Source organism: Bacillus cereus group sp. N12, assembly GCF_016483575.1.
Classification (GTDB): domain Bacteria; phylum Bacillota; class Bacilli; order Bacillales; family Bacillaceae_G; genus Bacillus_A; species Bacillus_A toyonensis.
In genome coordinates this window covers 1-22,958 of record NZ_JAEHBO010000025.1, presented here as the reverse complement: position 1 = coordinate 22,958, position 22,958 = coordinate 1, and the positions used below count along the sequence as shown (strand labels likewise).

Genomic DNA, 22,958 nt, shown 5'->3' with positions numbered 1-22,958 from the left:
AAAATTCCAATAAAAATAGAGGGCATTCACAAAGTAACCCCCTCTATTTAACATTACTATTTTTTAACATCCTTCATAAATTTATTCTAATCTTATTCCCTTCTCATACTTGCTTGTTCACTAAATAAAACATTATTAAATAAAAAAAATCGGTATTGATCATTTCATATCAATACCGATTTTTAAACATTTATTTTTCTTCTATTAAATCATTCGCCATTTTTCTAAACTCTTGATTAAACGTATCATTCATACCATTCTGTACGTTAGAGAATAATATAACAAACGTTCGTTTATCCCAGTTAAAATTATTAAATGTGTTCCAACCAGCTAATACCCCATGATTATGATAATAATCTGGGTAAATATAGAAACTAAATCCATATTTTCTTGCAGGTGATACAGTAAACATATCAGATAAGCCTTGCTTAGAAAGTAATTTCCCATCCATAATAGCCTCATCTAATTTTTTCATATCTTCAACAGTCGTATACATTTCACCACAACCATATAGCCAGTTCATTTTTAAGCGAGGCGCATCTATTAATTCATTATCTTTTTTCGTATAACCTTCCGCTAGGAAAATATCTTCTGGAAGAGTTGCCCCCATTCCAGATTCATGCATTCCAACAGGATTAAAAATATTTTCTTTCACATATTCAGCAAGCGGTTTATTCGTAAGCTTTTCGACAATATACGCTAAAACCATATAATTATAATCTGTATATTTCCATCCTGTCCCTGCAGGAAATTGTAACGTTTGCGCACCAATCCACGTTACTAACTTTAAACGTGACGCTGCATCAACACTCCCTTGCCCCTGTTCTGGTAACCCGGACGTATGTGTTAACAAATTTCGTAACGTAATGTTTTTATCTGCCGGAAACGATGGAATATACTTATTGACATTGTCTTCAATATTTAATTTCCCTTTTTCTCTTAGTTGCATAATAGATATCGCAACGACTGTTTTCGTAATTGAACCGATACGATACTTCGTTCTTGGCGTTGTTAACATTTTATCTTTCACATTCGCATAGCCGTAACCTTTTCGTAAAATCACATGACCTTTGCTAGCTACTAGAACACTCCCATTAAACCCTTTATCTTTTAAATATTGATCTAGTTTTCCCGCTGCACTTTCATAGCGTTTTTTCTCGTTTATACTAACTTCTTGCTGCTCGTCCTTTTGCTTATCAATTATATTCGAAAATGCCTTTATATCATATTTTTTATCTTTCTTTGCATGTATTAGTGCAACGACACTCCCACAAAAAACAGCAAAAATAAAGAAAACGATTAACCATTTCTTTAACATAATAGGAACCCTCTTTTTCTAGTTTCACTTAACGTGCATCCATTCTATTCTATATCTTTTAATTTTCAGATATTTTATAATATTACTTGCTATTCTCTTTATTTAAATTAGATTCCTTTTTATCATATTCAACTTTCAACTACTCTCTATTGTATTTCTTTCTTAAAAAATATCCAGCATACAATCGGATGCACCTGACTATAATTTCAATTTCTTATGTAACATTTGTTACACATCATACAGAATGGAGATGTAATATGAAAAATACCGATAGACGCAATCGTTTAGATGATAGAATGTTTCATTATCGGATAACAAAGAACGATATAGTTTTAATTGAATATTACGGAAAACAAATTATGATTTTAAAAGGAAATGTCGCTGAAAAATTTTTAAACAAAATAAATCATGCAAATAACGATAAAGAAAAACAACTGATTATGGCTAAAATTACAGGTAATTTCAAAAGAGGAAATGAACGTAATTGAAAACGAATCTCATTTTCTTTTTTTGATTATACAGCATATTCAATAAGAAATGTCGCTCATATGGCATTTCTTTATATTTTCTTCACCAAAAATTCACATTGCTAACTTTCCTTTATTTTTTATTCTCCCTATATAAGCTGAGTACTGAAATACTTAGTAATACAACTATACACAACCACGCATACGTATACCCTTTCTGATCTACAATATACCCAAATAAGACAGGTGCAACAATAATAGCAATTTGATTTAATGTAAGAGCAAGACTCACTGTCATCCCTACAGATTCTTCACTTGCCGTTTCTGCAACTTCAATAATAAAAAGACTGAACCAGCCAATCGAAAAGAACCCTAACAATGCACTTACAACATACAAGAACTCACTCCTTATTGTATGTATATTCATTACTAACATAAGAATAAAACAGATAGAAGTGCAGACCGATATAAATAAAGGGATGCGCCGGTTTCCCTTATAACACAAATCACTAACAGCTGCCAATGTAATACGGCCAATCATTCCAGAAAAGAACATAACTGAAAATACTTTTCCGGCTAAAATAGGTGTAATTGATTGTTCCATTACTAAAAAATTTATAAAATGTCCAACTAACACCATTTGTAATGAAATCATGCAAATACCAGTTATATAAATTGGATACAACGCTTTTTTATGCATCACTGATTTTAACTGCACCCAAAAAGAGGTTTTTATACGTTCTTCTTTCCCTTCCTTCCGAACACATGAATCTCGATAAAATATAGAAAATAAAAGACCACCTATTATACAAATGCTTCCTATTACATGTATCGCATAAGACAAATTATATTTTATTACAAGTAACGGAATTAATACTCCCGCTAGTACACCACCAATAGGTATACCGGCTTGCCTGATCCCCATTGCTAACCCACGATTTTCTTTTGAGAACCATTTTAGTATCACTTTACTTCCTCCCGGCTGGGAAACACTATAAAACATTCCTACTAACAAAAGGACAAAGAGTAACCCTTTAAATCCATTTACTATATTAGTCAGTAAGAGCGAACCTCCGAGTAAAAATGAACTGATAGTAATTAACCATTTTTCATTATATTGATCAAGTAGCTTCCCAACAAAAAGCATGCAAAATGGCGGTCCAATATTTACAACGCTTACTAATAACCCACTCTCCATATTCGTAAGTGCGTATTCTTCCTTCCAAAATAAAGCGAAAGCTCCGACACCATACGTTATAAGTGTCGCTGTCGTTTGAGCAATCGTCGCAAAAATTAACATCATCCACTTATAAGTACTGTTCACATTCTCTTTCATTAGCATTAAGATCCCTCCATCCCCTTCCATTGTATGAAATTTTTGATATCATATAAAATAAATATTAATCATATAATCCATCAAAAAAATTGATACCTTTTTCGGAGGGATGATACGTGGACATAAAAGATTTAACTGTTTTTTACGAAGTTGCAAAAGAAAGAAATATATCTCATGCTGCAAAAAATTTAAACTATGTACAATCTGGCGTAACGATGCGTATGAAACAACTAGAAAACGAATTAGGTGTGCCTTTATTTTATCGAAATGGAAAAGGTGTTACTTTAACTTCTAACGGCGAGATTTTATTAACATACGCAAAACAAATCATCCACTTAATGGAGCAATCTGTTAAAGCGGTCCAAAGTAATGGAACCGAACCAAAAGGCACTTTAAAAATCGGATGTACAGAATCCACAACAGCTGTTCGGATTCCTTCCATATTAGCGAACTACTATGAGAATTACCCACAAGTCGAATTAGTTTTAGAAACAAATACGACGGAACAGCTAACCCATCTCGTATTAGACCGAAAACTAGACGGAGCATTTATCGCTGGAACTACTCAGCACGCTGAACTTCGTGCAAATGTATTTCGTGAAGAAGAATTAGTTCTCATTAGCAAAAATCCTTTATCCTCTTTCCAAGACATAGGAGACATGAATTTACTTACCTTTAGTCACGGTTGCTATTATAGAAGGTTATTAGAAGACTGGCTTCAAGAAGAAGGAATTTCACCTAAACGAGTTTTAGAGTTTGGAACGATTGAAGCGATACTCGCATGTGTAAAATCAGGTATGGGCATAGCAATTATGATGAAATCTATCTTAAATGGTCATAAACATGACGTATCATTCAACCCTTTACCAAATAGCTTCAAAAAAGTTCCTACTACTTTTATTACGAGAAAAGATATTTTTCACTCAGCTGCATTACAAAAATTTATGGAGATGACTCACAATGCGTGAAAAGAAAATACGTGGTATGAAACGAAAAACAAATACTATGATTAAACGAATTGAAGAATATACGAATACATTCCCTTCTACTTTCTATCATAATCAATATTGGTATATACCTTTACCTGTTTCACAAGCTTTTATTAACTCTCAAAAAACCCCTAGGAAAGTAAAGAGATTGTGTATTCAAACTTTATTAAATCAAGCAAATCAATTATTGAAAATGAAACCGAACGACACAAATACATATCGAGTTGTAGTTATGATTTCCATTGCAGATTTATGGCGCTCTCAAATTATCATATTTAAAAACGATGACTACTTTCATACTTTTCCCCGTAGAAATAGTGAATTTCAAAAATGGATTCCGCTTTCAAATGAATCTGTTTTTTGGGAAAAATGGGGAATTACAATTTGTCATACCGTCAAAACATTGCACTTTCAAGAAATCATTCATGACGAAGATGAATGCTCTAAAAAAGAGATTTGGTTTATTGGAGAATTAGCGTGAAGAAGGCACTGAACTCTATTATTTGAATCTACCCTGAAACAGTAACCACTCATTTTACATCATAGAAAAAGGTATACCTAAAATATTGGTATACCTTTTTCCCTATTTATTTTCCTTTTAAAACACTATGTAACCGATCCGGATAATTTGTAAACATTCCTGTAGCACCCCATTTAATTAACAATCTCATATCTGGTTTCTCATTAATTGTATACGGATGAATAAGCAGGTGATTTTCCCTAGCCTTTTTCATATATGACTCATCAATAATTAACTCTCCATTATCATTACGTAAGTTTGGCCCAATACCGACTGCATACGTTTTAATTTCTTGAAAATCATCATTCGTTACACTTTTCGGCTCATGTGTAATGCCAGACCATTCAACAATCTCGTTGTTATCATTTGGATAATACCAAAGTAGTTGGACTAACGGAATATTTTCATTCATACTATGAATCTTTTTTAAGCTATCTTTACTAAATGATTGAATCATAACACGGCTAGAAGACATGTTCTGACCTATTAAATTATATTTTTTTAATAACGCTAATAATTTCTCTTCCATTCCTGGATACACATCTGGCGATTTTGTTTCAATATAATACTTCATACTTCTTCCGTACTTCTGAAAGATTTCTTCAAGAGTCGGAACTTTTTGACCAATATACTCTTGCTTAGCCTTTTCTGGATAAGCTTTATTGAACCATGACCCTGCATCTAAACTCTTTATTTCACTTAACGTTTTATCTCGTACTTCACCTGTACCATTTGTAGTTCGATCAACTGCTGTATCATGCATTGCAATTAATTGGCCATCCTTAGTTAATTGAATATCTAACTCCAAATAATCCGCTTTCATTTTTTTCACTAAATCATAAGAAGCAAAAGTGTGCTCAGGTGCATGTCCACTTGCTCCGCGATGTGCAATATTTAAAAACTTATTCGTATTCCATTCATGCTTCCCTTCTGATTTCGCATGAACAGCTCCCCCAGCAAAGATACTTCCCGTCATAAAGAAAATAACTAAAACGCTAATAATTTTTCTCATCCTTTTAACCCTTCCTACGTTGCAAATTTCAACAAGCTAATGAGATTTACACGAAATAGAAGACATACTTTCATTATTTTTATAAGCCTATATTAAAATTTCAATCTTACAAATATATTTTCTCTATGTTATTAATAAAGAAAACTATTACTATACTATTTCATTCCTATAGCCTCCTTTTCACATGTAACTCCCTATTGTGTACGGTTCATTCAATAAAAAAAGCCATAATTTATTTAGAGGACACTCCTGTATCCCTAAATAAACTTATGGCTTTTCTCAAATATCTCCGGCCTCTATTAACTTGTAGAAATTAATCATACCAAACCTATTAAATTTTGTGAATATGATTTTTTAATAAAGTAAAACTTCAATCAACCAAGTTTTATGCATCCTCCATTGAGTATTAGTTCACACTGATCAGACTTTTATGGACAATGATTAGCTATAATGTCTTTTTGTTTTTATCAACTATTTTATTTACATAATATTATTATCTTTTATAACAACTTTCATTTTTTACAATTCTTAGTTAAAAAGTGGATAATTTATATACAACCACACTTCCTTATTTATTTGAAAATTTCATAATAAATTGTTCATAACCTCTTCAAGTACTGTGTTTATTGGAGATATAACCTCTTTCCCTGAACGCCACCCTATAAAGCCATCAGGTCTAATCAATACAGCACCTCCATTCTCTATCCCATATAATTTGCTAAAAACATCTTCTTGAGCAATAAAGTCTCCACTTAGACCAACTCGATACACTTTTATATTTATTCCTAATTTAGATGAAGCATCATGTGCAGCTTCATCCCAAGAACAATTTTCTATTCCTGTAAGTAATACAAAATTGTTACCGAATAAGTCTAGTATAGAAGCTTCTTTCCCTTCATACACCCCAAAAAAATGTGGTGCTCGCGTGCCAGGTCTTCCGTTCAGCTCTACTACATCCATTCTATGCGGAGTGTTGGAGTCATCTATAATCGCCTCTGAACAATACTGATACCCAACAGTTACAGCTAAACCATCCATATTATTCAAACTGCCTTCCTCTCTATTCGCAGCACGAAATAATAAACTACTCGCATAATCCGTCGTTAATTTTGCAACAGGGTATCTCTCATCATGGTATGTTTCTAACAATTTCGGTTTTGCTTTCCCTTTTATAACAGCAGCTAACTTCCAGGCTAAATTATGCGCATCTTGTATTCCCGTATTTGAACCAAATCCTCCTGTTGGCGGCATAATATGTGCAGAATCACCAACTAAAAAAATGCGATTTTCTTGAAATTTTATCGCTGTACTTTCACTCGCTTCCCACGGTAGAACACTTAATATTTCTGGTTCAACATTTGTACTTCCAATTGCTGTTTGAATAATTTGTTTACAACGTTCTATATTGAAATCCTCTGGCCCCTCTCCTTTTAATGGATCGTAGGCTACATGATAAATCCATTTTTTTACGTTATCAACCGGGATGAGTGCACCAAGAACCTCCGTATGAAGTACCATAGAAAAACCGAATGCGTCTCCTTGTATAAACTCACTTAAATCAGCTTCAAAATAAATATTCATATAATAGCCACCAATGGTTCCACGACCCTCAGTTTTAATCCCTAACTGCTCACGTATTTTACTTTTCGCCCCATCTGCTGCAATTACATAATCACAATGTATGACACTCTCTTTTTCTGTTTCACGATCTCGAATCGTTGCTTTTACCCCGTTCTCATTTTGTTCAAATAAAATTAATTCATGATAAAAAGATAGTTCTCCGCCTAATGTCTTCGCTTCTTGTAACATCATTTCTTCTAAAATAATTTGATAACAAGCAGTTTGTTTTGATGCGCTAATCTCTTCTATTTTTTGAAGTAACTTTTCATCGTTTCCATACTGAGTGGCTCTCATTTTTTCCAATTCTTCCTTATTCGCCTCAGCTATTGTACGAACCGCTATTCTTCCTCGGCAATTTTCTAGTGCTTTCCCCGCCAATTTAATTCTATTTTCTAAACCTAATTCTCGAAATAACTCCATTGTACGTAAAGTAAGCCCGCCTGCTTTCGGATGAATTGCAGTAGACGGATGTCTTTCAATAAGTAAGTACCTAATATTATGTTTTGCAAGAAATAACGCAGACGCTAATCCTGATAATCCCCCTCCAACAATTAAAACTGGTACATAATTTGCTTTCATATATTTATCCTCCACATCATTGTTCTGAGCTCAGTATCATAAATATAATTAAAAAAACCATTAAAATATAGACTTATATTTCATTTTGAATTATCATATAGATAGATTACGCCCCAAAATCCCTTTTACCTTTTCATACATCTATAATCCACCTGAATTGTGTGTGTATGAAAGAGTAAAACAAAAGAACTTACTTTACGTTGAGCCATGTTTTATTATAGAAATCAGAAATAATACAAAAATTATAAGCGATTATAACCTTATGGATTATATAAGGTTGCGATCGCTTACTTTATTGTTAAATCATTTTTCATTTTTAAAACTTCATCTATTGAGTTATGTAATCCTTCCAATCCCTTTTCTATCCCTCTATAATTTTCAACAATAAAAAATTCATTCGTCTCGATTTTCTTTCCCAATATTGCAGCTCATACAACAATCATGTAGCATTATCGTATCGATGCAATGGTTCATCATCTTAAACCTTTCGACTAATTTATTGGAGGCAAAGTGATTGAAATGAATAAACAAGAACAATTAAATGTTATAAAAAAAGATTTTATTGATTCTCAAAAAGTATTATTGGCAATTGGCGATGAAACAAGGCAAGCTATTTTGTTAGTTCTCATGGAAACGGAATGTCAAACCGGATTACGTGTAGGAGAAATTACGAAGCAAACACACCTTTCCCGCCCAGCAGTATCACATCACCTTAAGATTTTACGAGAAGCTGGTATTATTTTAATGCGAAAAGAAGGCACAAAAAACTTTTATTATATTGATATACGTACAAAATTAGGTTTATTAAAAAATCTTGTGTTAGATATTGAAAAGCTGTTGCACAACTTTTATTGAAATAAAGATACGGTATTTGGAGGTATAAGAAATGAAAGCAATGATAATTGATAGATATGGAAAAGTCCCAATGCGTATGACAGAGGTACCTACTCCTGAAATAAATGAGTATGAAGTGCTCGCAGAAATTCATGCAGCTAGCATTAATCCAATTGATTTTAAAATACGCGACGGAAAAGTAAAAATGTTACTGAAATATGAAATGCCCCTAATACTTGGTAATGACTTTTCCGGTGTCATCGTAAAGATTGGGGCAAAAGTGACTAACTTTAAAGTCGGTGATGAAATATATGCACGCCCAAGAAAAAATAAGATTGGTACTTTCGCGGAGTATATAGCCATTCATGAAGATGATATAGCTTTAAAACCTAATAATTTAAGTTTTGAGGAAGCTGCTTCGATTCCACTCGTTGGCTTAACATCATATCAAGCATTACATGACATCATGCAATTACAAAAAGGACAAAAGATTTTAATTCACGCTGGATCCGGTGGTGTTGGTACTTTTGCTATTCAGTTAGCAAAAATAATGGGTGCCACTGTTACAACGACTGCTAGTGAAGCTGGTGCGAATTTAGTAACATCTCTTGGCGCAGATGAAATTATTAATTATAAAACAGAGAAATTTGAAGATATACTAAAAAATTATGATGCGGTATTTGATACAATAGGCGGTGCAACACTTGAAAAATCATTCAATATTATAAAAAGCGGAGGAAACATTGTTTCCGTTTCAGGCATGCCGAATGCTCGCTTCGGTAAAGAATTTGGTTCAGGATTCTTTAAAACTCTCTTATTTTCATTAGCCAGCAAAAAACTTACCGCACTTGAAAAAAAGCATAATGCTCAATATTCATTTTTATTTATGAAGCCAAGCGGGGATCAATTACGTACTATTGCAAACTATATTGAAGCTGGACAAATCAAACCTGTAATCGATCGAGCTTTCCCTTTTGAAGATGCTCAAAAAGCAATGGAATATTCAGAGTCTGGAAGAGCAAAAGGAAAAATAATTGTAAAAATGAAATAATAATAAAACCTCCATTTTCTTAAAATGGAGGTTTTAAATTTGCTGTTAAATAGACATTGTGCAATGAAGTCCTTACAATAGATTGCAAGGGGAAATATTATATTATACTTTTAGTTAACTTTACAAAGAATACATACGTACAAATACATATCCTAATTACAAAAGAGGAGGAGATAAAATGACTAAAAATAATGAAGCTGGTTGGAATTTAGATAATAGTTATACGACTTTACCACAATCATTTTATACAGAAATCCCCCCTACTCCCGTAAGTTCACCGGAGCTAGTTAAACTAAATCATTCACTAGCAATATCTCTCGGCTTTAATCCTGAAGAATTGAAAAAAGAAGTTGAAATTGCTATTTTCGCTGGTAATGCACTCCCTGAAGGAGCTCATCCATTAGCTCAAGCGTATGCCGGTCATCAATTCGGACATTTTAATATGTTAGGCGACGGCCGTGCCCTTTTAATTGGCGAACAAATTACTCCTTCCGGTAAACGTTTTGACATTCAACTGAAAGGTTCTGGCCCTACTCCGTATTCACGCCGCGGTGATGGTCGTGCTGCACTCGGTCCGATGCTACGTGAGTATATTATTAGCGAAGCAATGTATGCACTTGATATTCCGACTACTCGAAGTTTAGCAGTTGTCTCAACTGGCGAACCAACATATCGTGAAACAAAGTTACCCGGAGCAATTTTAACTAGGGTTGCTAGTAGCCATATACGTGTTGGCACATTTCAATATGCTGCCGCTCGTGGTTCTACCGAGGATCTTCAATCACTAGCTGACTATACGATCAAAAGGCATTATCCAGAAATTGAATCTCATAAAAATCCATATACTGCATTACTACAAGAAGTCATTAAAAGACAAGCAAGTCTTATCGCTAAATGGCAACTTGTTGGATTTATCCATGGTGTAATGAACACTGACAATATAACGATTAGTGGGGAAACGATTGATTACGGTCCTTGTGCATTTATGGACAATTACGACCAAGGAACCGTATTTAGCTCTATTGACACACAAGGCCGTTATGCATATGGAAACCAACCATATATGGCTGCTTGGGATCTCGCTCGTTTAGCTGAATCTTTAATACCTATCCTACATGAAGATGAAGAAACAGCATTAAAGATTGCACAAGACGAAATTTCAAAATTTAGCGTACAGTATGAAAACAATTGGTTCCTTGGAATGAAAAAGAAATTAGGACTATTTAGCAACGAGGAACAAGATCAATCACTTATTGAGCAACTTTTAAAAATGATGGAGAAATATAAAGCGGATTATACAAATACCTTCCGTTCTTTAACTCTCGATACGTTAGAAAATACCCCTCTATTCGAAAGTCCAGAATTTAAAGAATGGTACGGACTATGGCAATCTCGATTAGAAAAACAAGAAGAATCAAAAGAGAACGCCTATGAGATGATGAAAAATAATAACCCGTCGATCATCCCAAGGAACCACCGTGTAGAAGAAGCATTAGAAGCAGCTGTTACAGATGGAGATTATAGCGTAATGGAGAAACTTCTTGAAGCTTTATCAAATCCTTATGCTTATTCTGCAGAGCAAGAAGAATACTGTGTTCCACCCGTGCCTACGAATCGTCCTTATCGTACTTTTTGTGGGACTTGATTGCAATTAAAAGAACATTTCTAATTATATTTACTGTTAACAACAAACTTAAAAGGTGTTTTCAATATTGAAAACACCTTTTAAGTTAACTTATTTAATGTCCACTTTTAAAATCAACTAAAAATGCCGACTTCAAATCAAAAATACTTCACTCTATATTTATACACGTTCTACTACTAAAAAATCTGGTTTTGCAGGTGCAGGCGTATCTCCATGAGCAGCATATTGTTTTGTATCAAGGTTTAATATCGAAAAATTTTCATGTGCCTCTTGTTTAGATTCAGCTAAAATACCGCCAATACTTAAAGATACAACACCAGCAACCGCTAATCCCATAATAGTTAATCCGATTTTTTTCATTATTTCAACGCTCCTTTGTCAAATATTCTTTTTCTCATTTCATAAGCCTTATAAAAATACTTTTCAGCCTGTTCTATATTGCCTTCTTTATGAAACTCTATTGCCAGCTTTTCAGCATATTCGCAGATATATTCGGTTAAATTTTCTCTTTCAAAGTAAGCAAAACTTTCAAGTATAATTTTTTCTACGTTTTCTGCTTTTAAACATTGACAAAATTCCTTTAGAATTAAAAAATGATACCTATATTCATCATTTTTTAATTCTTTACAAACTTCCAATCCAATTTCAATTAACTCTTTTGCCTTTTCTATTTCTCCTATTTTATAATATTCTCCTGCCTCTATAAAAATAGCTTTATAATGATTCGGCATTTTTTTAGAAACTTCTGATAAGTGCCTAATAGCTAAGACTGAAAGGTTTTGGCTCGCATACAATAATCCCAAATTATGCCTTATTCTTAAAACTAGTGTTTCAGCATCTTTTTTTTGCAAAGTATTTAATGCTGAAACAATATACTCCTCTGCTCTTTCATGCTGTTTTAATTTTGAAAAAGATAATCCCAAAACATTTTCACATAGTGCTACATTCATTTCATGCCCTGCATGTTTTGCAAAGATATCCCTTGCTTTCGAAGCATATTCAATAGCTGAATATGCTTGATACATTTGATATTTTAATGTAGAAACTCTGTAGTTCAACTCTGCTTGTTCAACTTCATCTGGAATATGCTTTAGTAATCCTTCCGCTTTATCAAAATAGTTACTCGCTTCACTATAATTTGAGAGAATTGTAGAATGTATGGATTTGAATAAATAATAATAATATTCTAAAAATTCATCGTTCGGTTTAGGCAACGAATCCACTTTATCAAAAGAATTTTTTGAAATACCTATACCATCAATTAGCACTTTATATCGAAAATCTAAAAGATAATAGTGAAATAAAACATTTATATCTTCTTCGATAATATGTAGCTTTTTATCAATCTCTTCCTTTATTTTTTTCGCTTCACTTACTCGTTGGGCTCTGATATTTTGGTACCAATCATTCAGCATCTTGGTAATTAATTTATTACCCGTGATTTGTATATTCATTGAAACCCCTCCCTCTTCTCTTTAATTATTCTAAAAGTAACACAATTCAATTATTTATATCCATATTTATATATATTTCTCAACAATTGTTTGAAATTCAACTCCTCAATTTATTATTTGTCCACATTACACCCATCTCTTATAACCTCTGAATATGAGTATCCTTAAAATCCGTCTCATATTTCAATCCATATCCAAACATTCGATCCATTCCAATATGTGCTGTCCATATTAAGCCAATCATTAGAACGGTATCTATCTTAAAATAGACACCTATTAGAACAATTAATATGGATATGATATATGTGTGACATACATTATATATTTTAGCACCAACGTGATTATTGATCCCATATGCTAACATTGATAAATCCGGCGCTAAAAGGAATACAAAAAATATAATCCAACCAAATTCATATATCGAATACATATAAATCGTGGCTAAAAATACAATCAGTCCTTCAAAATGTACAATACGTTTTTGCATTTTTTATCATTCCTCTATTTCAAATGAAATGCGCGTCTCTTATTTTTCTATATTTATTGATAAATTTTTATCAATAAAGTTCCCCTTTGCATTTTTTGACCAAACAATTGCTAAAATTGGTCCTGCAATGTTATGCCATACTGCCGCTAATACACTTGGGAGTGCAACAGCACATTTTGCATTCCTACTCCTATTGAAATGGCTCTTCTAGTCCCTTCATCTAATCCAAGTACGGACGCAGTTATATACCCGAGCAAAAAACCAAATGCATTATGGAGCATCACTGCAACAAAGATAAGCAGACCTGAAGAAGTAATGCTACTTACATTTGCTGAAACAATTGCAGAAACAATAATGATAATTGCTATAACCGATATTAAAGGTATTACAGTCATTCCTTTATTAACGGTATAAGGAAAAAACTTCTTCACTAATAATCCCAAAATGATAGGCACGATAATGCCTTGTACGATAGAAAGAAACATAGACATAGCATTTACTGGCAGTCATTGCAATAGACAACGCTAAATTTCCTTTTGCTAAATAAGCCATAACATTTGATGCGGTGCCACCCGGTACTGAACCGAACAACACTAATCCAGCTGCTAATTCCGCTGGTAGATTCATAACGTAGGCGAGTACGTATGCGACAAGTGGCATAATAATAAACTGAGCACATACACCGATAATAACTGGCAATGGTTTTGTAGCGATGATTTTGAAATCAACAGTCTTTAATGTTAACCCCATCCCAAACATGACAACCCCAAGTAAAATTGTTATGTAACTAGTTAACCCGAGAAATGGCGTGGGAATGAAATATGCAATAGCTGCAATACAAATAACCTAAAATGCAAAATACTTTCCAGCTATATTACTTATCGCTTCTAGTACTTTCACCCAATCATCCCTTATCCTTTAACTGAAACACCTTATTCGGATTCAAAATATTTTGCGGATCAAGAGCTTTCTTTATTTTCTCCATTACGAATAATGCCGCCCCATGTTCTTCTTCTTGATACTTTCGTTTTCCGACTCCAACGCCATGTTCTCCCGTGCACGTTCCACCTCGTTTAAGAGCATATAGAACGATACTTTCGTTTATTTCGTCTGCCTTCTTCACTTCTTCTTTATCCTTTGTATCAATCATTAAGAGTACATGGAAATTCCCATCTCCAACATGACCGAGAATACCACCAATAAGACCTACTTTATGTAATACCTCTTTCGCATGGTGAATCGCACCAGCTAATTCTGAAATCGGCACACATACATCTGTACTCATTAGTTTTTTGCCAGGATAACTATGCACGTAAGAATACGCTAAGTTATGTCTTGCATCCCATAATTTATTTCTCGCCGCAGTTTCCGTCTCAAACGCGATTTCTTTACATTTATGATCAAGAACGATTTCTTTCGTAAATTCAATATCTTGCTTTAGCCCCGCTTCATTGCCATGAAACTCTAAAAACAGTGTAGGTTCTTCTCTATAACTTGTTTCATTATAATGATTTACTTGTTTCATAGATAATTCATCAACAAGTTCAATTCTGGCAATCGGAATACCTGCTTGCAAAATATGTATAACAGCCTCTACTGCATCATTTATAGTTGGAAACGATGCTCTCGCTGCCATAACATGCTCTGGTATACCATATACTTTTAAGGTTAATTCCGTAAAACATCCAAGCGTTCCTTCTGAACCTACGAAAATACCATTTAAATGATAACCTGATGATGACTTCGCTGCTAAATTCCCCGTATGTATTACGCCTCCATCAGCTAGAACCACTTCTAAATCACGAACTTGATCACGCATTACGCCATACTTAACCGCTGTCGTTCCGCTTGCATTTGTAGCAGCCATTCCACCTAACGTTGCATCGGCTCCTGGGTCTACACTAAAAAACAAACCGTATTTCTTCAGTTCTTTATTGAGCTGAGAGCGGGTCACTCCTGGCTGTACTCTCACAAGAAAATCCTTCTCCCTTATTTCAAGTATTTTATTCATAAGAGAAAAATCCATTGTGATCCCCTTTTCATATGGAATTACATGTCCTTCTAAACTAGAACCCACTCCAAATGGAACGACAGGTTTTTTATGCTCACTCGCTACTTTCATTATCCCGCTAACCTCTTCGGTCGTTTTTGGAAAAACGACTACATCAGGTAAACTACTAGCATGATATGATTCATCTTTACTATGTAACTCTCTTACTGTCTCATTTATTACTACTCGATCTTCAGGAAGTATATGCTTTAATTCATTTACTAAATGCTCAATTGTTATTTCCATAACTAACTCTCCTTTTTTAATTTTAAAATAAGTATACCATTTTTATACAAAATAATTAGAAAAATAAGATTACTCAACTTTAAGCATACAAAAAAGAACTTGCAGCACCCGCTACAAGTTCTTTTTTAACTACATTTTATATGACTTCTTTATTAACAACATAAACCAGATTAAAGTAACTGCCATCAATGAATGAGAGAAACCTACAATATACGTTAACCCTTTAAAATCCGCTCCATTTAATTGAAGAAGCCCTCTCGCTGCCAGCGAACCTAACATTAAAGTTAATGCACTGTTATGTAAAACAAACCATTTATTAAATCCTTTCACTTCATGAAACGCTAATACTTTTGCTAATCCTAAAGCAATTAAAAAGAAGAAAAAACCAAGCACAAGTGTATGTGTATGTAAAAGGTTTAATAAAGTAGAACCTAAAATCCCTTTATACTTCCCATACTCCCTAGCAAATATTCCTGACAATAAACCGATAATTAAATACGTAAACGATGCATTATATAATTTTTTCATTATGTACCTCCTTGAGTAGAATGTGTAGTGTGTCATATTTAGTAATAATGATAGTTATATAGTAAAAACTCCTAGTCACCTAGGAGTCATTGTATAAGTATCTCACTCTTTACAATCAAATCTAATTATAAAATATCCTTTTATACAAAACAAACGAACTTTATGTGAACAAGTAGAGCGTAATTAAAATATGTTGCACTTTTGTATTACGCAATCCATACTAATTGTTATAACATTTAAAGGTGGTGCAATACCTTGATAGTTCTTGAAACTGAGCGACTCACTCTTCGTTGGCTCGATATAAATGATGCTCCGTTTATTCTTGAATTAGTAAACGATCCTGCATGGATTCAGTTTATTGGTAATAAAGGGGTTAAAAACTTAGAAGACGCAAAAAATTATATCGTAAACGGACCAGTCGATATGTATAACAAACTCGGATTTGGCCTTTACTTAGTAGAAAGAAAAGAAGATCTCACGCCACTTGGTATGTGCGGTCTTATTAAAAGAGATTCATTAGAAGATGTTGATATCGGCTTTGCCTTTTTAGAAAAATTCCGTTCAAAAGGATATGGCCACGAGTCTGCTTCTGCGGTAATCGAATACGGTGTACAAAAACTTGGACTGAAACGAATTGTAGCAATTACTTCTATAGATAACATCACCTCAGGAAAGCTTTTAGAAAAAGTAGGATTGCAGTTCGAAAAGATAATTTCAGACTCAGGAGAAGATTTAAAATTATTCGGGTATAACGCGTAATAAAAAGGTCACCACTCATGGTGATCTTTTTGTTATTTTACTGATTTTGTAATAATCTTTTGAGTTACATTATAGTTGTATCAATTCTTGTAATTACCAATATTCCTTTCACATCACATTTTTGGAACTTTATAGAAATAAAACTTCCACTTCTAAATTAATTATATTAATATATTAAATAAAGGAAGTGAGAATAAATGGAACAACCACTATTTTTGTTAGTTCTTCAATTCATTGCAATTGTATCGTATATGGAATCTTGTACAATACCGTATTGAAATTAAATATGCCTAAATGGACTGTACATATGGTAGCTACGGTCTTTTCTCTTGGTATTGCCTATCAAGCTTTTATAAATTTCATTTGAAAAACTTTTGTAGCAATTACTTCTACAAATATTGTTGATGCAGTAAAGCTTTTACAAAAAGTAGGATTGCAATTTGAGAGGATTATTTCATGATTAGGAAACGTAACCATTTTTTATAAAGTCTGTCCAGGGCAAAATAATGAAGAATTTATTTCCACTAGAAATATATTTGCATAACAAGGAATGAATTTAATTAATCCTGCAACAAATTTCATTTTAGATCAAAAATACGTAAGAAAATAAGCACATCTTGTTATAAAAACAGATGTGCTTATTTTTTAATTTCTATGCATTTTTACGTTTTAAGAAAATCACTCCACCTACAATTAACAGTAATGCGCCTGCAGCCATAGAGATCCAACTAGTAAGGTTAGTACCTGTTTGCGGTAACCATCCAATTTTAGATTGAATTTCATTCTTAGGTTGTGGTTGTTCTTTTACTTGCTCTTTAGGTTGCTCTGATGTTGGAGTATTTTTATCTGGATTCGGCTGTTCTGGTTTAGGTTGTTCCGGTTTTACCTCTTTGAATTTCACTGTTTGTCCCTTATCTTCAATGTCAACGTGAATAGCTACTAAGACACTATCTTGATACAGTTCTTCAAATACTACTACTTCTTTACCTTGTAATGCAGAAGCATTACATGTGAAATCTAATGTGATAGAACCATTTTTCTCTTTTGCAGTAAACTTAGATTCTGCTGTTACTTCTTTACCTTCAACTAATAATGGTTTGTTTGTTGCTTTATCCATTAGTTTACCTTTTACAACGTACTCTTTACCCACGATTAAGTCTTTGTATTCCACTTTATCTTGGATTGTTACAGATTTTGTAGCGTCTAATTCTTTAGAACCATCAGCTTTGTTTGTAGCTGTTGTTTTTATTGAAGGCTCTACAAATCGAACTGTTTGACCTGCATCGTTAATGTCTCCATGAGTTGCAATTACTTGACCTTCATGTAATAAGTCTTCAAACACGACTACTTCTCTTCCTTGCTGTTCAGCACCAACGAAAGTAAATTCTACTGTTACAAAACCATTCTTTTCTTTTGCAGTAAACTTAGTCTCAGCTATTACTTCTTTACCATCAATTAATAATGGTTCTTTAATAGCTTTGTTCATTAATTTACCTTTTACAGTGTACTCTTTACCAACAACTAAGTTAGTATACTCTACTTTATCTTGGATAGTGATAGAATCATTTGCATGAATCTCTTTTCCACCATCAGCTTTGTTTGTAGCTGTTGTTTTTACTGAAGGCTTAACGAACTTAACTGTTTGACCCTTGTCGTTGATATCAGCATGTGTTGTAACAATTTTTCCGTTTTTCAGTAACTCTTCGAATACTACTACTTCTTTTTCTTCTAAACCAGTTGCATCAAATGTAAAATCTAATGTAATAGAACCATTTGCTTCTTTTGGTGTAAACTTAGTTTCAGCTGTTATTTCTTTTCCATTTACAACTAATGGTTTATTAGTTTCTTTATCCATTAATTTACCTTTTACAGTGTACTCTTTACCTATTTGTAGATCTTTGTATTCCACTTTATCTTGAATTGTTACAGACTTAGACGTGTGCATTTCTTTTGTGTCATCTGTTTTATCAGTAGCTGTTGTTTTTATTGAAGGAATCTTTTCATCTTTGACAATATGTTTAATGATTTGACCATTCTCTTTGATCTCAAAAGAGAACGTTTCTTCATTCAATACATAACCTTTTGGTGCAACAGTTTCTTTATATGTGTATTTTCCAAATGGTAACTTTTCAAACTTCGCGATACCTTTATCGTCTGTTTTTCCTTTTACTACTTCTTTTCCTGCTTCATTATAAATAGTAAACTCTGCATTTGGAAGTTTGTTGTTTCCATCAGCTACATCAACTTTTGTAATTTCTAGATCACCTTTGATAAGATGATTAACTGCTAATAACTCAATAATTTTCCCATGTTCCTTTATTTCGAACATAATCGGTTCTTTAATAAGAACGTAACCGTTTGGAGAAGCCTTTTCTACAAATGAATATTTACCATATGCTAAATTTTTGACGTTAACTTCACCTTTTTTATCTGTCTTATATTCACCAATAACTTTCCCACTTGCATCTTTTAACTCGAATACTGCACCTTCTAATTTTTTGCTGATATCTTCATTATCTACTTTAAGTAATTTTACACTACCTTTTACTTCGGTATTTTCTACTGTAAAAGTAAGTGTTTTATTGTGCTCTTTAATTTCAAAAGGATACTTTGTTTTATTTTCAAGATATCCATTAGGTGTTTTTGTCTCTAAGAAATAATACTTACCATACGTAAGATCCTCAACTTTTGCAATTCCATTTTCTTTTGTTACTACTTTTTTCACTTCTTTTCCATCTTCAGTGAAGACTGTGAATTCAACATTTGGCAAAATCTTTCCTGAATCACTAAGTTTTTTTATTTCGATGTTACCTTTTACTTTATTGTTTACTACTTGAACAGCTCCTGTTTCCCCTGTTTTAACTTCAATAGTTTGTGGTTTATCACCTGAAACATAACCTGTTGGTGCTTTAATTTCTTTTACTGTATATGTACCAATTTGTAGGTTATTTAATTCTGCAGTACCATCAGCACCAGTCGTGATTTTTCCAACTGATTCATTATTTGCATTAAAGACTTCAAATACTGCACCAGCTAGAACTTCCCCATTTTCTCCAACCTTTTTAATTTTTAAAGAACCAGTTGCTTCCCAATTTACTGCAAGATCACTACTAAGTTTTTCTTCATTTCTTTCTAATAATACTGTAGCATTCTGAACAGTATCCGTGCCGCGGTAAGCAATTGCTTGAACTTTAGTTAAATTAGCAGCAACACTTAAATTAAATTCACCTGTTTTTGTGTTCTTAGGAATTTGGATACGGAATTTTTCCCCAACTGAAAGCTGATCTCTCACTTCACCATTTTCACTAACAATTTTAACTCCATTAGGGGCATTTTTCGCTACTACCTTATAAGAACCACTCTTAGCATTTGTTTGTACTGTGTATAGATTCGTTTCAAAGAACTCACCCTTTAATTCTGCTTTTTGCTTTTCAGCAGGAATCACATTCATAAAAATATCTTGCGTCTCTTCACTATTATTAGCATTATTAATAATAGCCTTAGCTGCTTTTTCAACATTTTTATTCTCATGTTTTAATTCATTTACATCAAGTTGACCTAATGCATTCCAGACCGCAAGCTGAGTTGCATAATGCGCTTCATTTTCATTAGCTACTCCCAGCTGTTGAGTACTTTTTTGTGGGAAACCATTTAATAAGACCTTATATACTACATTATCTGTTTTCCCCATTTCAGGAAGATCTTCACCATTTGGTGATTTTAATCCAAGAGTTAAGCAATAAGCAATTTGACCGCTTGAATTTTTAATAAATTCAGTCCGAATGTACTTACCTAGACTATTACTATAACTCCATTCCATTGAATATTTTTCATGCGTCATAACTTCTGCACTAGCCCTTGGTAAAAACACATTAAAGAATAATGCCAGTACTGATAATAATGTAAAAACTCTTATAATAACTCTCTTACTCAATTCTGAAACCTCCCTAAAATAAATTTATCTGAGTATATATCGCAATATCTAAAACATTCACGAGCAACCCGATTATCATTATAAAACAAAAAATTACAAATATTAAATATTTTTAACTAAATAGTCATAAAATTTACACATTTTAATATTTTTCAAGTTTTCAAATGAGTTTACTATATACAGATTCCAAAACACGACTGCAATTAACCAGATAAATATGTATGTTAAATATGTAACTAGTAGTTCTTTTGTTCAAGTTAGTAATCTTCTATTTTATCCAACCATTACTGTAAGAAAATCCACCCAATTGCTTTTACCTAATAAATAAAAAAAGGCATCAAAAGTTTCGCTTTGTAATCATATATTTTGGCATATTTAATTATCTTTAAAAGAGGCCACTATTTAAATTACTAGTTTACTTCTTTCCATTCTATTTATAAATATGTACAATTTATTCAACAAAAAAAGTTTCCTATTTTATATGAGGAAACTTTTTACGTAGTATGAACCTAAAAACCTAAAATCCCTATAATTTGGCGGGCCTTAGCATTATCAATATAATAATGCATCTCTAATCCTCGTCTTTCTGCACGGAGTACGGTTCCCTTTAATTTTGATAGATGCTGTGAAACAGTGGATTGCGGGAGTCTTAATATTTCCGTTAACTGTGTAACATTACACATTTTATGGTGCATTAATTCATTTACAATTTGTAATCGAACGGGATGTGCCATTACCTTTAATACATCTACATCTTCTTCACTAATTTTAACTCGATTTCTATTGGATAGTAATGTTGTCATTTCGCATTCTCCTTTATTATTTATTTCTATTTTCCTATTATCCTTATAAGTAGTACTTATAGATGATTACCATTTGTCCTGTTGAGAAAATATATTCTCTTTCTTAAATAAAAAAAGACCCCTATCCTGAAAAACAGTAATTACTACTTCAATGAATTAATGTCCTCTAATTTTCAGTCAAACTATATTTTATTTTGGAAAGATAATTTCGTAGTCTATTACATGATTTTGAGCGAGGTTTAACATACTTTGTTAAACGAAAAATCTATAAGAAATCTTCCTTCATTTCGCCTTATACAACTTATACTATTTATTTCTCAACACAAATAAACGAAATTAAATTCCCAATAATGGTAACTTCAGCTGTTAACTATCATTCCTTTTAACTTTCCCCAATTAAAAATAACCTTTTCTTTTCATTTTCTTGTTACCCCGAATAATATGTACCCCTCTTTTACTCTATTAATTCATTATTACACTCCTCCATTTAGATATAAGGGGAACTTCTTATTCAAAGAATTAATTATGCAACATTGCATTTGATAATCACTTTCGTTGTAACTATAATGATTACAGAATTACTATTAATCCAAATATTCTACATGGAGGTTTTATTATGTTCAAAAAAATTATTGTATCTTCTATGGCGCTTACTATGTTCGGTGGAGCTGCAACTATGCTAGAGGTACCTAGTGCTCAAGCAGCTTCTTATAACTCAACATCATCCTCTTACTTTGATGTCACTCCTGAAAAGGCCGCGGCTTTCTATCAATTTCAAGACTATAAAAAATTAAAAGTATTTATGGATGACTTTGAAGCTAGAAACCCTTATACTCCTGGTGGAGGCTACGCTCAAGGTAGTGTACGTATGCAAAAATTCAACGATGCTCTTAGAGATGCTAAATTAACAAATATCTACCAAGAATTTATTAGAATCTCATACTACAATCATTATCCAGAACCAAAATAATAACCACGGATAAAATGTTTATTATTTCTATAACTTAGCCTAATTTTAAATGTATAGCCTAAAAATAATGATTAGAAACCACTCATATAAGAGTGGTTTTTCTATTTCCCTATATAATTTAGCTGCATGTTAAGTCACCTTTATTTTGAAATCTTTCATAATGGACATTCTCTCGTTTACACAAACTAGTAGATTAGCGAAGAAAATATCAAAATGTCTTTATAAGTGGTTGGAAGTAATTCTTTTCTGTTTCATAACAAAAAACGAGCACCCTCTCACTGAACTGCACCCCAATTGTTAGACACCGTCTAACAATTGGAGGTGCAGTTTTTCTATGGTTAAATTTACAGCTGATG

The 22,958-nt window shown here is 32.9% G+C and carries 19 protein-coding genes and 1 pseudogene; 8 read left to right on the top strand and 12 right to left on the bottom strand.

From position 1 onward, the window contains the following. Positions 1–190: 190 nt before the first annotated feature. Positions 191–1,318, bottom strand: coding sequence for a serine hydrolase domain-containing protein (locus JDS92_RS13930; RefSeq protein ID WP_000915199.1), 1,128 nt, complete (start codon positions 1,316–1,318; stop codon positions 191–193). Positions 1,319–1,575: 257 nt separating this feature from the next. On the opposite strand from JDS92_RS13930, the gene JDS92_RS13925 reads away from it, so the two are divergent. Further along, positions 1,576–1,806, top strand: a complete 231-nt coding sequence (locus tag JDS92_RS13925; protein WP_199632053.1) for a hypothetical protein — start codon at positions 1,576–1,578, stop codon at positions 1,804–1,806. 112 nt (positions 1,807–1,918) lie between these two features. On the opposite strand, the gene JDS92_RS13920 is transcribed toward JDS92_RS13925, so the two are convergent. Continuing rightward, a complete protein-coding gene (locus JDS92_RS13920; RefSeq protein WP_199632052.1) occupies positions 1,919–3,151 on the bottom strand; it encodes an MFS transporter in 1,233 nt (410 codons plus the stop codon). Positions 3,152–3,237: 86 nt separating this feature from the next. On the opposite strand from JDS92_RS13920, the gene JDS92_RS13915 reads away from it, so the two are divergent. Continuing rightward, the gene (locus JDS92_RS13915; protein WP_097953774.1) at positions 3,238–4,089 is read left to right on the top strand and encodes a LysR family transcriptional regulator; all 852 of its coding nucleotides are present in this window, start codon (positions 3,238–3,240) and stop codon (positions 4,087–4,089) included. Beyond that, entirely contained in the window at positions 4,082–4,591 is a 510-nt protein-coding gene (locus JDS92_RS13910) for a DUF3916 domain-containing protein (protein ID WP_199632051.1), read from the top strand. The genes JDS92_RS13915 and JDS92_RS13910 overlap by 8 nt, the downstream gene beginning before the upstream one ends. 106 nt (positions 4,592–4,697) lie before the next feature. Here the strand turns inward: JDS92_RS13910 and JDS92_RS13905 are convergent, their stop codons facing one another. Together JDS92_RS13905 and JDS92_RS13900 are read right to left on the bottom strand one after the other, a co-directional pair. Beyond that, positions 4,698–5,642, bottom strand: coding sequence for a glycerophosphodiester phosphodiesterase (locus JDS92_RS13905; RefSeq protein ID WP_098000536.1), 945 nt, complete (start codon positions 5,640–5,642; stop codon positions 4,698–4,700). Between the two features lie 585 nt (positions 5,643–6,227). Then, the gene (locus JDS92_RS13900) at positions 6,228–7,841 is read right to left on the bottom strand and encodes an FAD-dependent oxidoreductase (protein WP_142345895.1); all 1,614 of its coding nucleotides are present in this window, start codon (positions 7,839–7,841) and stop codon (positions 6,228–6,230) included. Between the two features lie 510 nt (positions 7,842–8,351). On the opposite strand from JDS92_RS13900, the gene JDS92_RS13895 reads away from it, so the two are divergent. The 3 genes from JDS92_RS13895 (at position 8,352) to JDS92_RS13885 (ending at position 11,371) form a co-directional block, all read left to right on the top strand. Next, entirely contained in the window at positions 8,352–8,696 is a 345-nt protein-coding gene (locus tag JDS92_RS13895; RefSeq protein ID WP_000571879.1) for an ArsR/SmtB family transcription factor, read from the top strand. Between the two features lie 31 nt (positions 8,697–8,727). Continuing rightward, the gene (locus tag JDS92_RS13890; protein ID WP_199632050.1) at positions 8,728–9,726 is read left to right on the top strand and encodes an NADP-dependent oxidoreductase; all 999 of its coding nucleotides are present in this window, start codon (positions 8,728–8,730) and stop codon (positions 9,724–9,726) included. A 178-nt stretch (positions 9,727–9,904) separates the two neighbouring features. Next, positions 9,905–11,371 carry a protein adenylyltransferase SelO gene (locus JDS92_RS13885; RefSeq protein WP_098911818.1) on the top strand — a complete coding sequence of 489 codons (1,467 nt, stop codon included), beginning with the start codon at positions 9,905–9,907 and terminating at the stop codon, positions 11,369–11,371. A 159-nt stretch (positions 11,372–11,530) separates the two neighbouring features. On the opposite strand, the gene JDS92_RS13880 is transcribed toward JDS92_RS13885, so the two are convergent. The 6 genes and pseudogenes from JDS92_RS13880 to JDS92_RS13855 all read right to left on the bottom strand — a co-directional run bounded on the left by JDS92_RS13880 (position 11,531) and on the right by JDS92_RS13855 (position 16,136). Beyond that, positions 11,531–11,731 carry a hypothetical protein gene (locus tag JDS92_RS13880; protein ID WP_000719636.1) on the bottom strand — a complete coding sequence of 67 codons (201 nt, stop codon included), beginning with the start codon at positions 11,729–11,731 and terminating at the stop codon, positions 11,531–11,533. Further along, on the bottom strand, positions 11,731–12,825 hold the full coding sequence (locus tag JDS92_RS13875; protein ID WP_001025510.1) for a response regulator aspartate phosphatase: 1,095 nt from the start codon (positions 12,823–12,825) through the stop codon (positions 11,731–11,733). The genes JDS92_RS13880 and JDS92_RS13875 overlap by 1 nt, the downstream gene beginning before the upstream one ends. Positions 12,826–12,964: 139 nt before the next feature. Beyond that, positions 12,965–13,312, bottom strand: a complete 348-nt coding sequence (locus JDS92_RS13870) for a DUF4260 domain-containing protein (protein WP_001172035.1) — start codon at positions 13,310–13,312, stop codon at positions 12,965–12,967. Between the two features lie 39 nt (positions 13,313–13,351). Next, positions 13,352–14,155, bottom strand: a pseudogene (locus tag JDS92_RS13865) (bile acid:sodium symporter family protein). Between the two features lie 61 nt (positions 14,156–14,216). Further along, positions 14,217–15,608, bottom strand: a complete 1,392-nt coding sequence (locus tag JDS92_RS13860) for an FAD-binding oxidoreductase (protein WP_199632049.1) — start codon at positions 15,606–15,608, stop codon at positions 14,217–14,219. 129 nt (positions 15,609–15,737) lie between these two features. After that, complete coding sequence (locus JDS92_RS13855; protein WP_199632048.1) at positions 15,738–16,136, bottom strand: DUF2871 family protein; 399 nt, start codon at positions 16,134–16,136, stop codon at positions 15,738–15,740. A gap of 255 nt (positions 16,137–16,391) precedes the next feature. On the opposite strand from JDS92_RS13855, the gene JDS92_RS13850 reads away from it, so the two are divergent. Continuing rightward, positions 16,392–16,895 carry a GNAT family N-acetyltransferase gene (locus JDS92_RS13850; RefSeq protein ID WP_098822090.1) on the top strand — a complete coding sequence of 168 codons (504 nt, stop codon included), beginning with the start codon at positions 16,392–16,394 and terminating at the stop codon, positions 16,893–16,895. Positions 16,896–17,547: 652 nt separating this feature from the next. On the opposite strand, the gene JDS92_RS13845 is transcribed toward JDS92_RS13850, so the two are convergent. Together JDS92_RS13845 and JDS92_RS13840 are read right to left on the bottom strand one after the other, a co-directional pair. After that, positions 17,548–20,829, bottom strand: a complete 3,282-nt coding sequence (locus tag JDS92_RS13845) for a VaFE repeat-containing surface-anchored protein (RefSeq protein WP_199632047.1) — start codon at positions 20,827–20,829, stop codon at positions 17,548–17,550. Between the two features lie 509 nt (positions 20,830–21,338). Further along, the gene (locus tag JDS92_RS13840) at positions 21,339–21,632 is read right to left on the bottom strand and encodes an ArsR/SmtB family transcription factor (protein WP_000209595.1); all 294 of its coding nucleotides are present in this window, start codon (positions 21,630–21,632) and stop codon (positions 21,339–21,341) included. Between the two features lie 616 nt (positions 21,633–22,248). Here JDS92_RS13840 and JDS92_RS13835 point away from each other — a divergent pair. After that, positions 22,249–22,602, top strand: a complete 354-nt coding sequence (locus tag JDS92_RS13835) for a hypothetical protein (RefSeq protein WP_199632046.1) — start codon at positions 22,249–22,251, stop codon at positions 22,600–22,602. Positions 22,603–22,958: the final 356 nt, after the last annotated feature.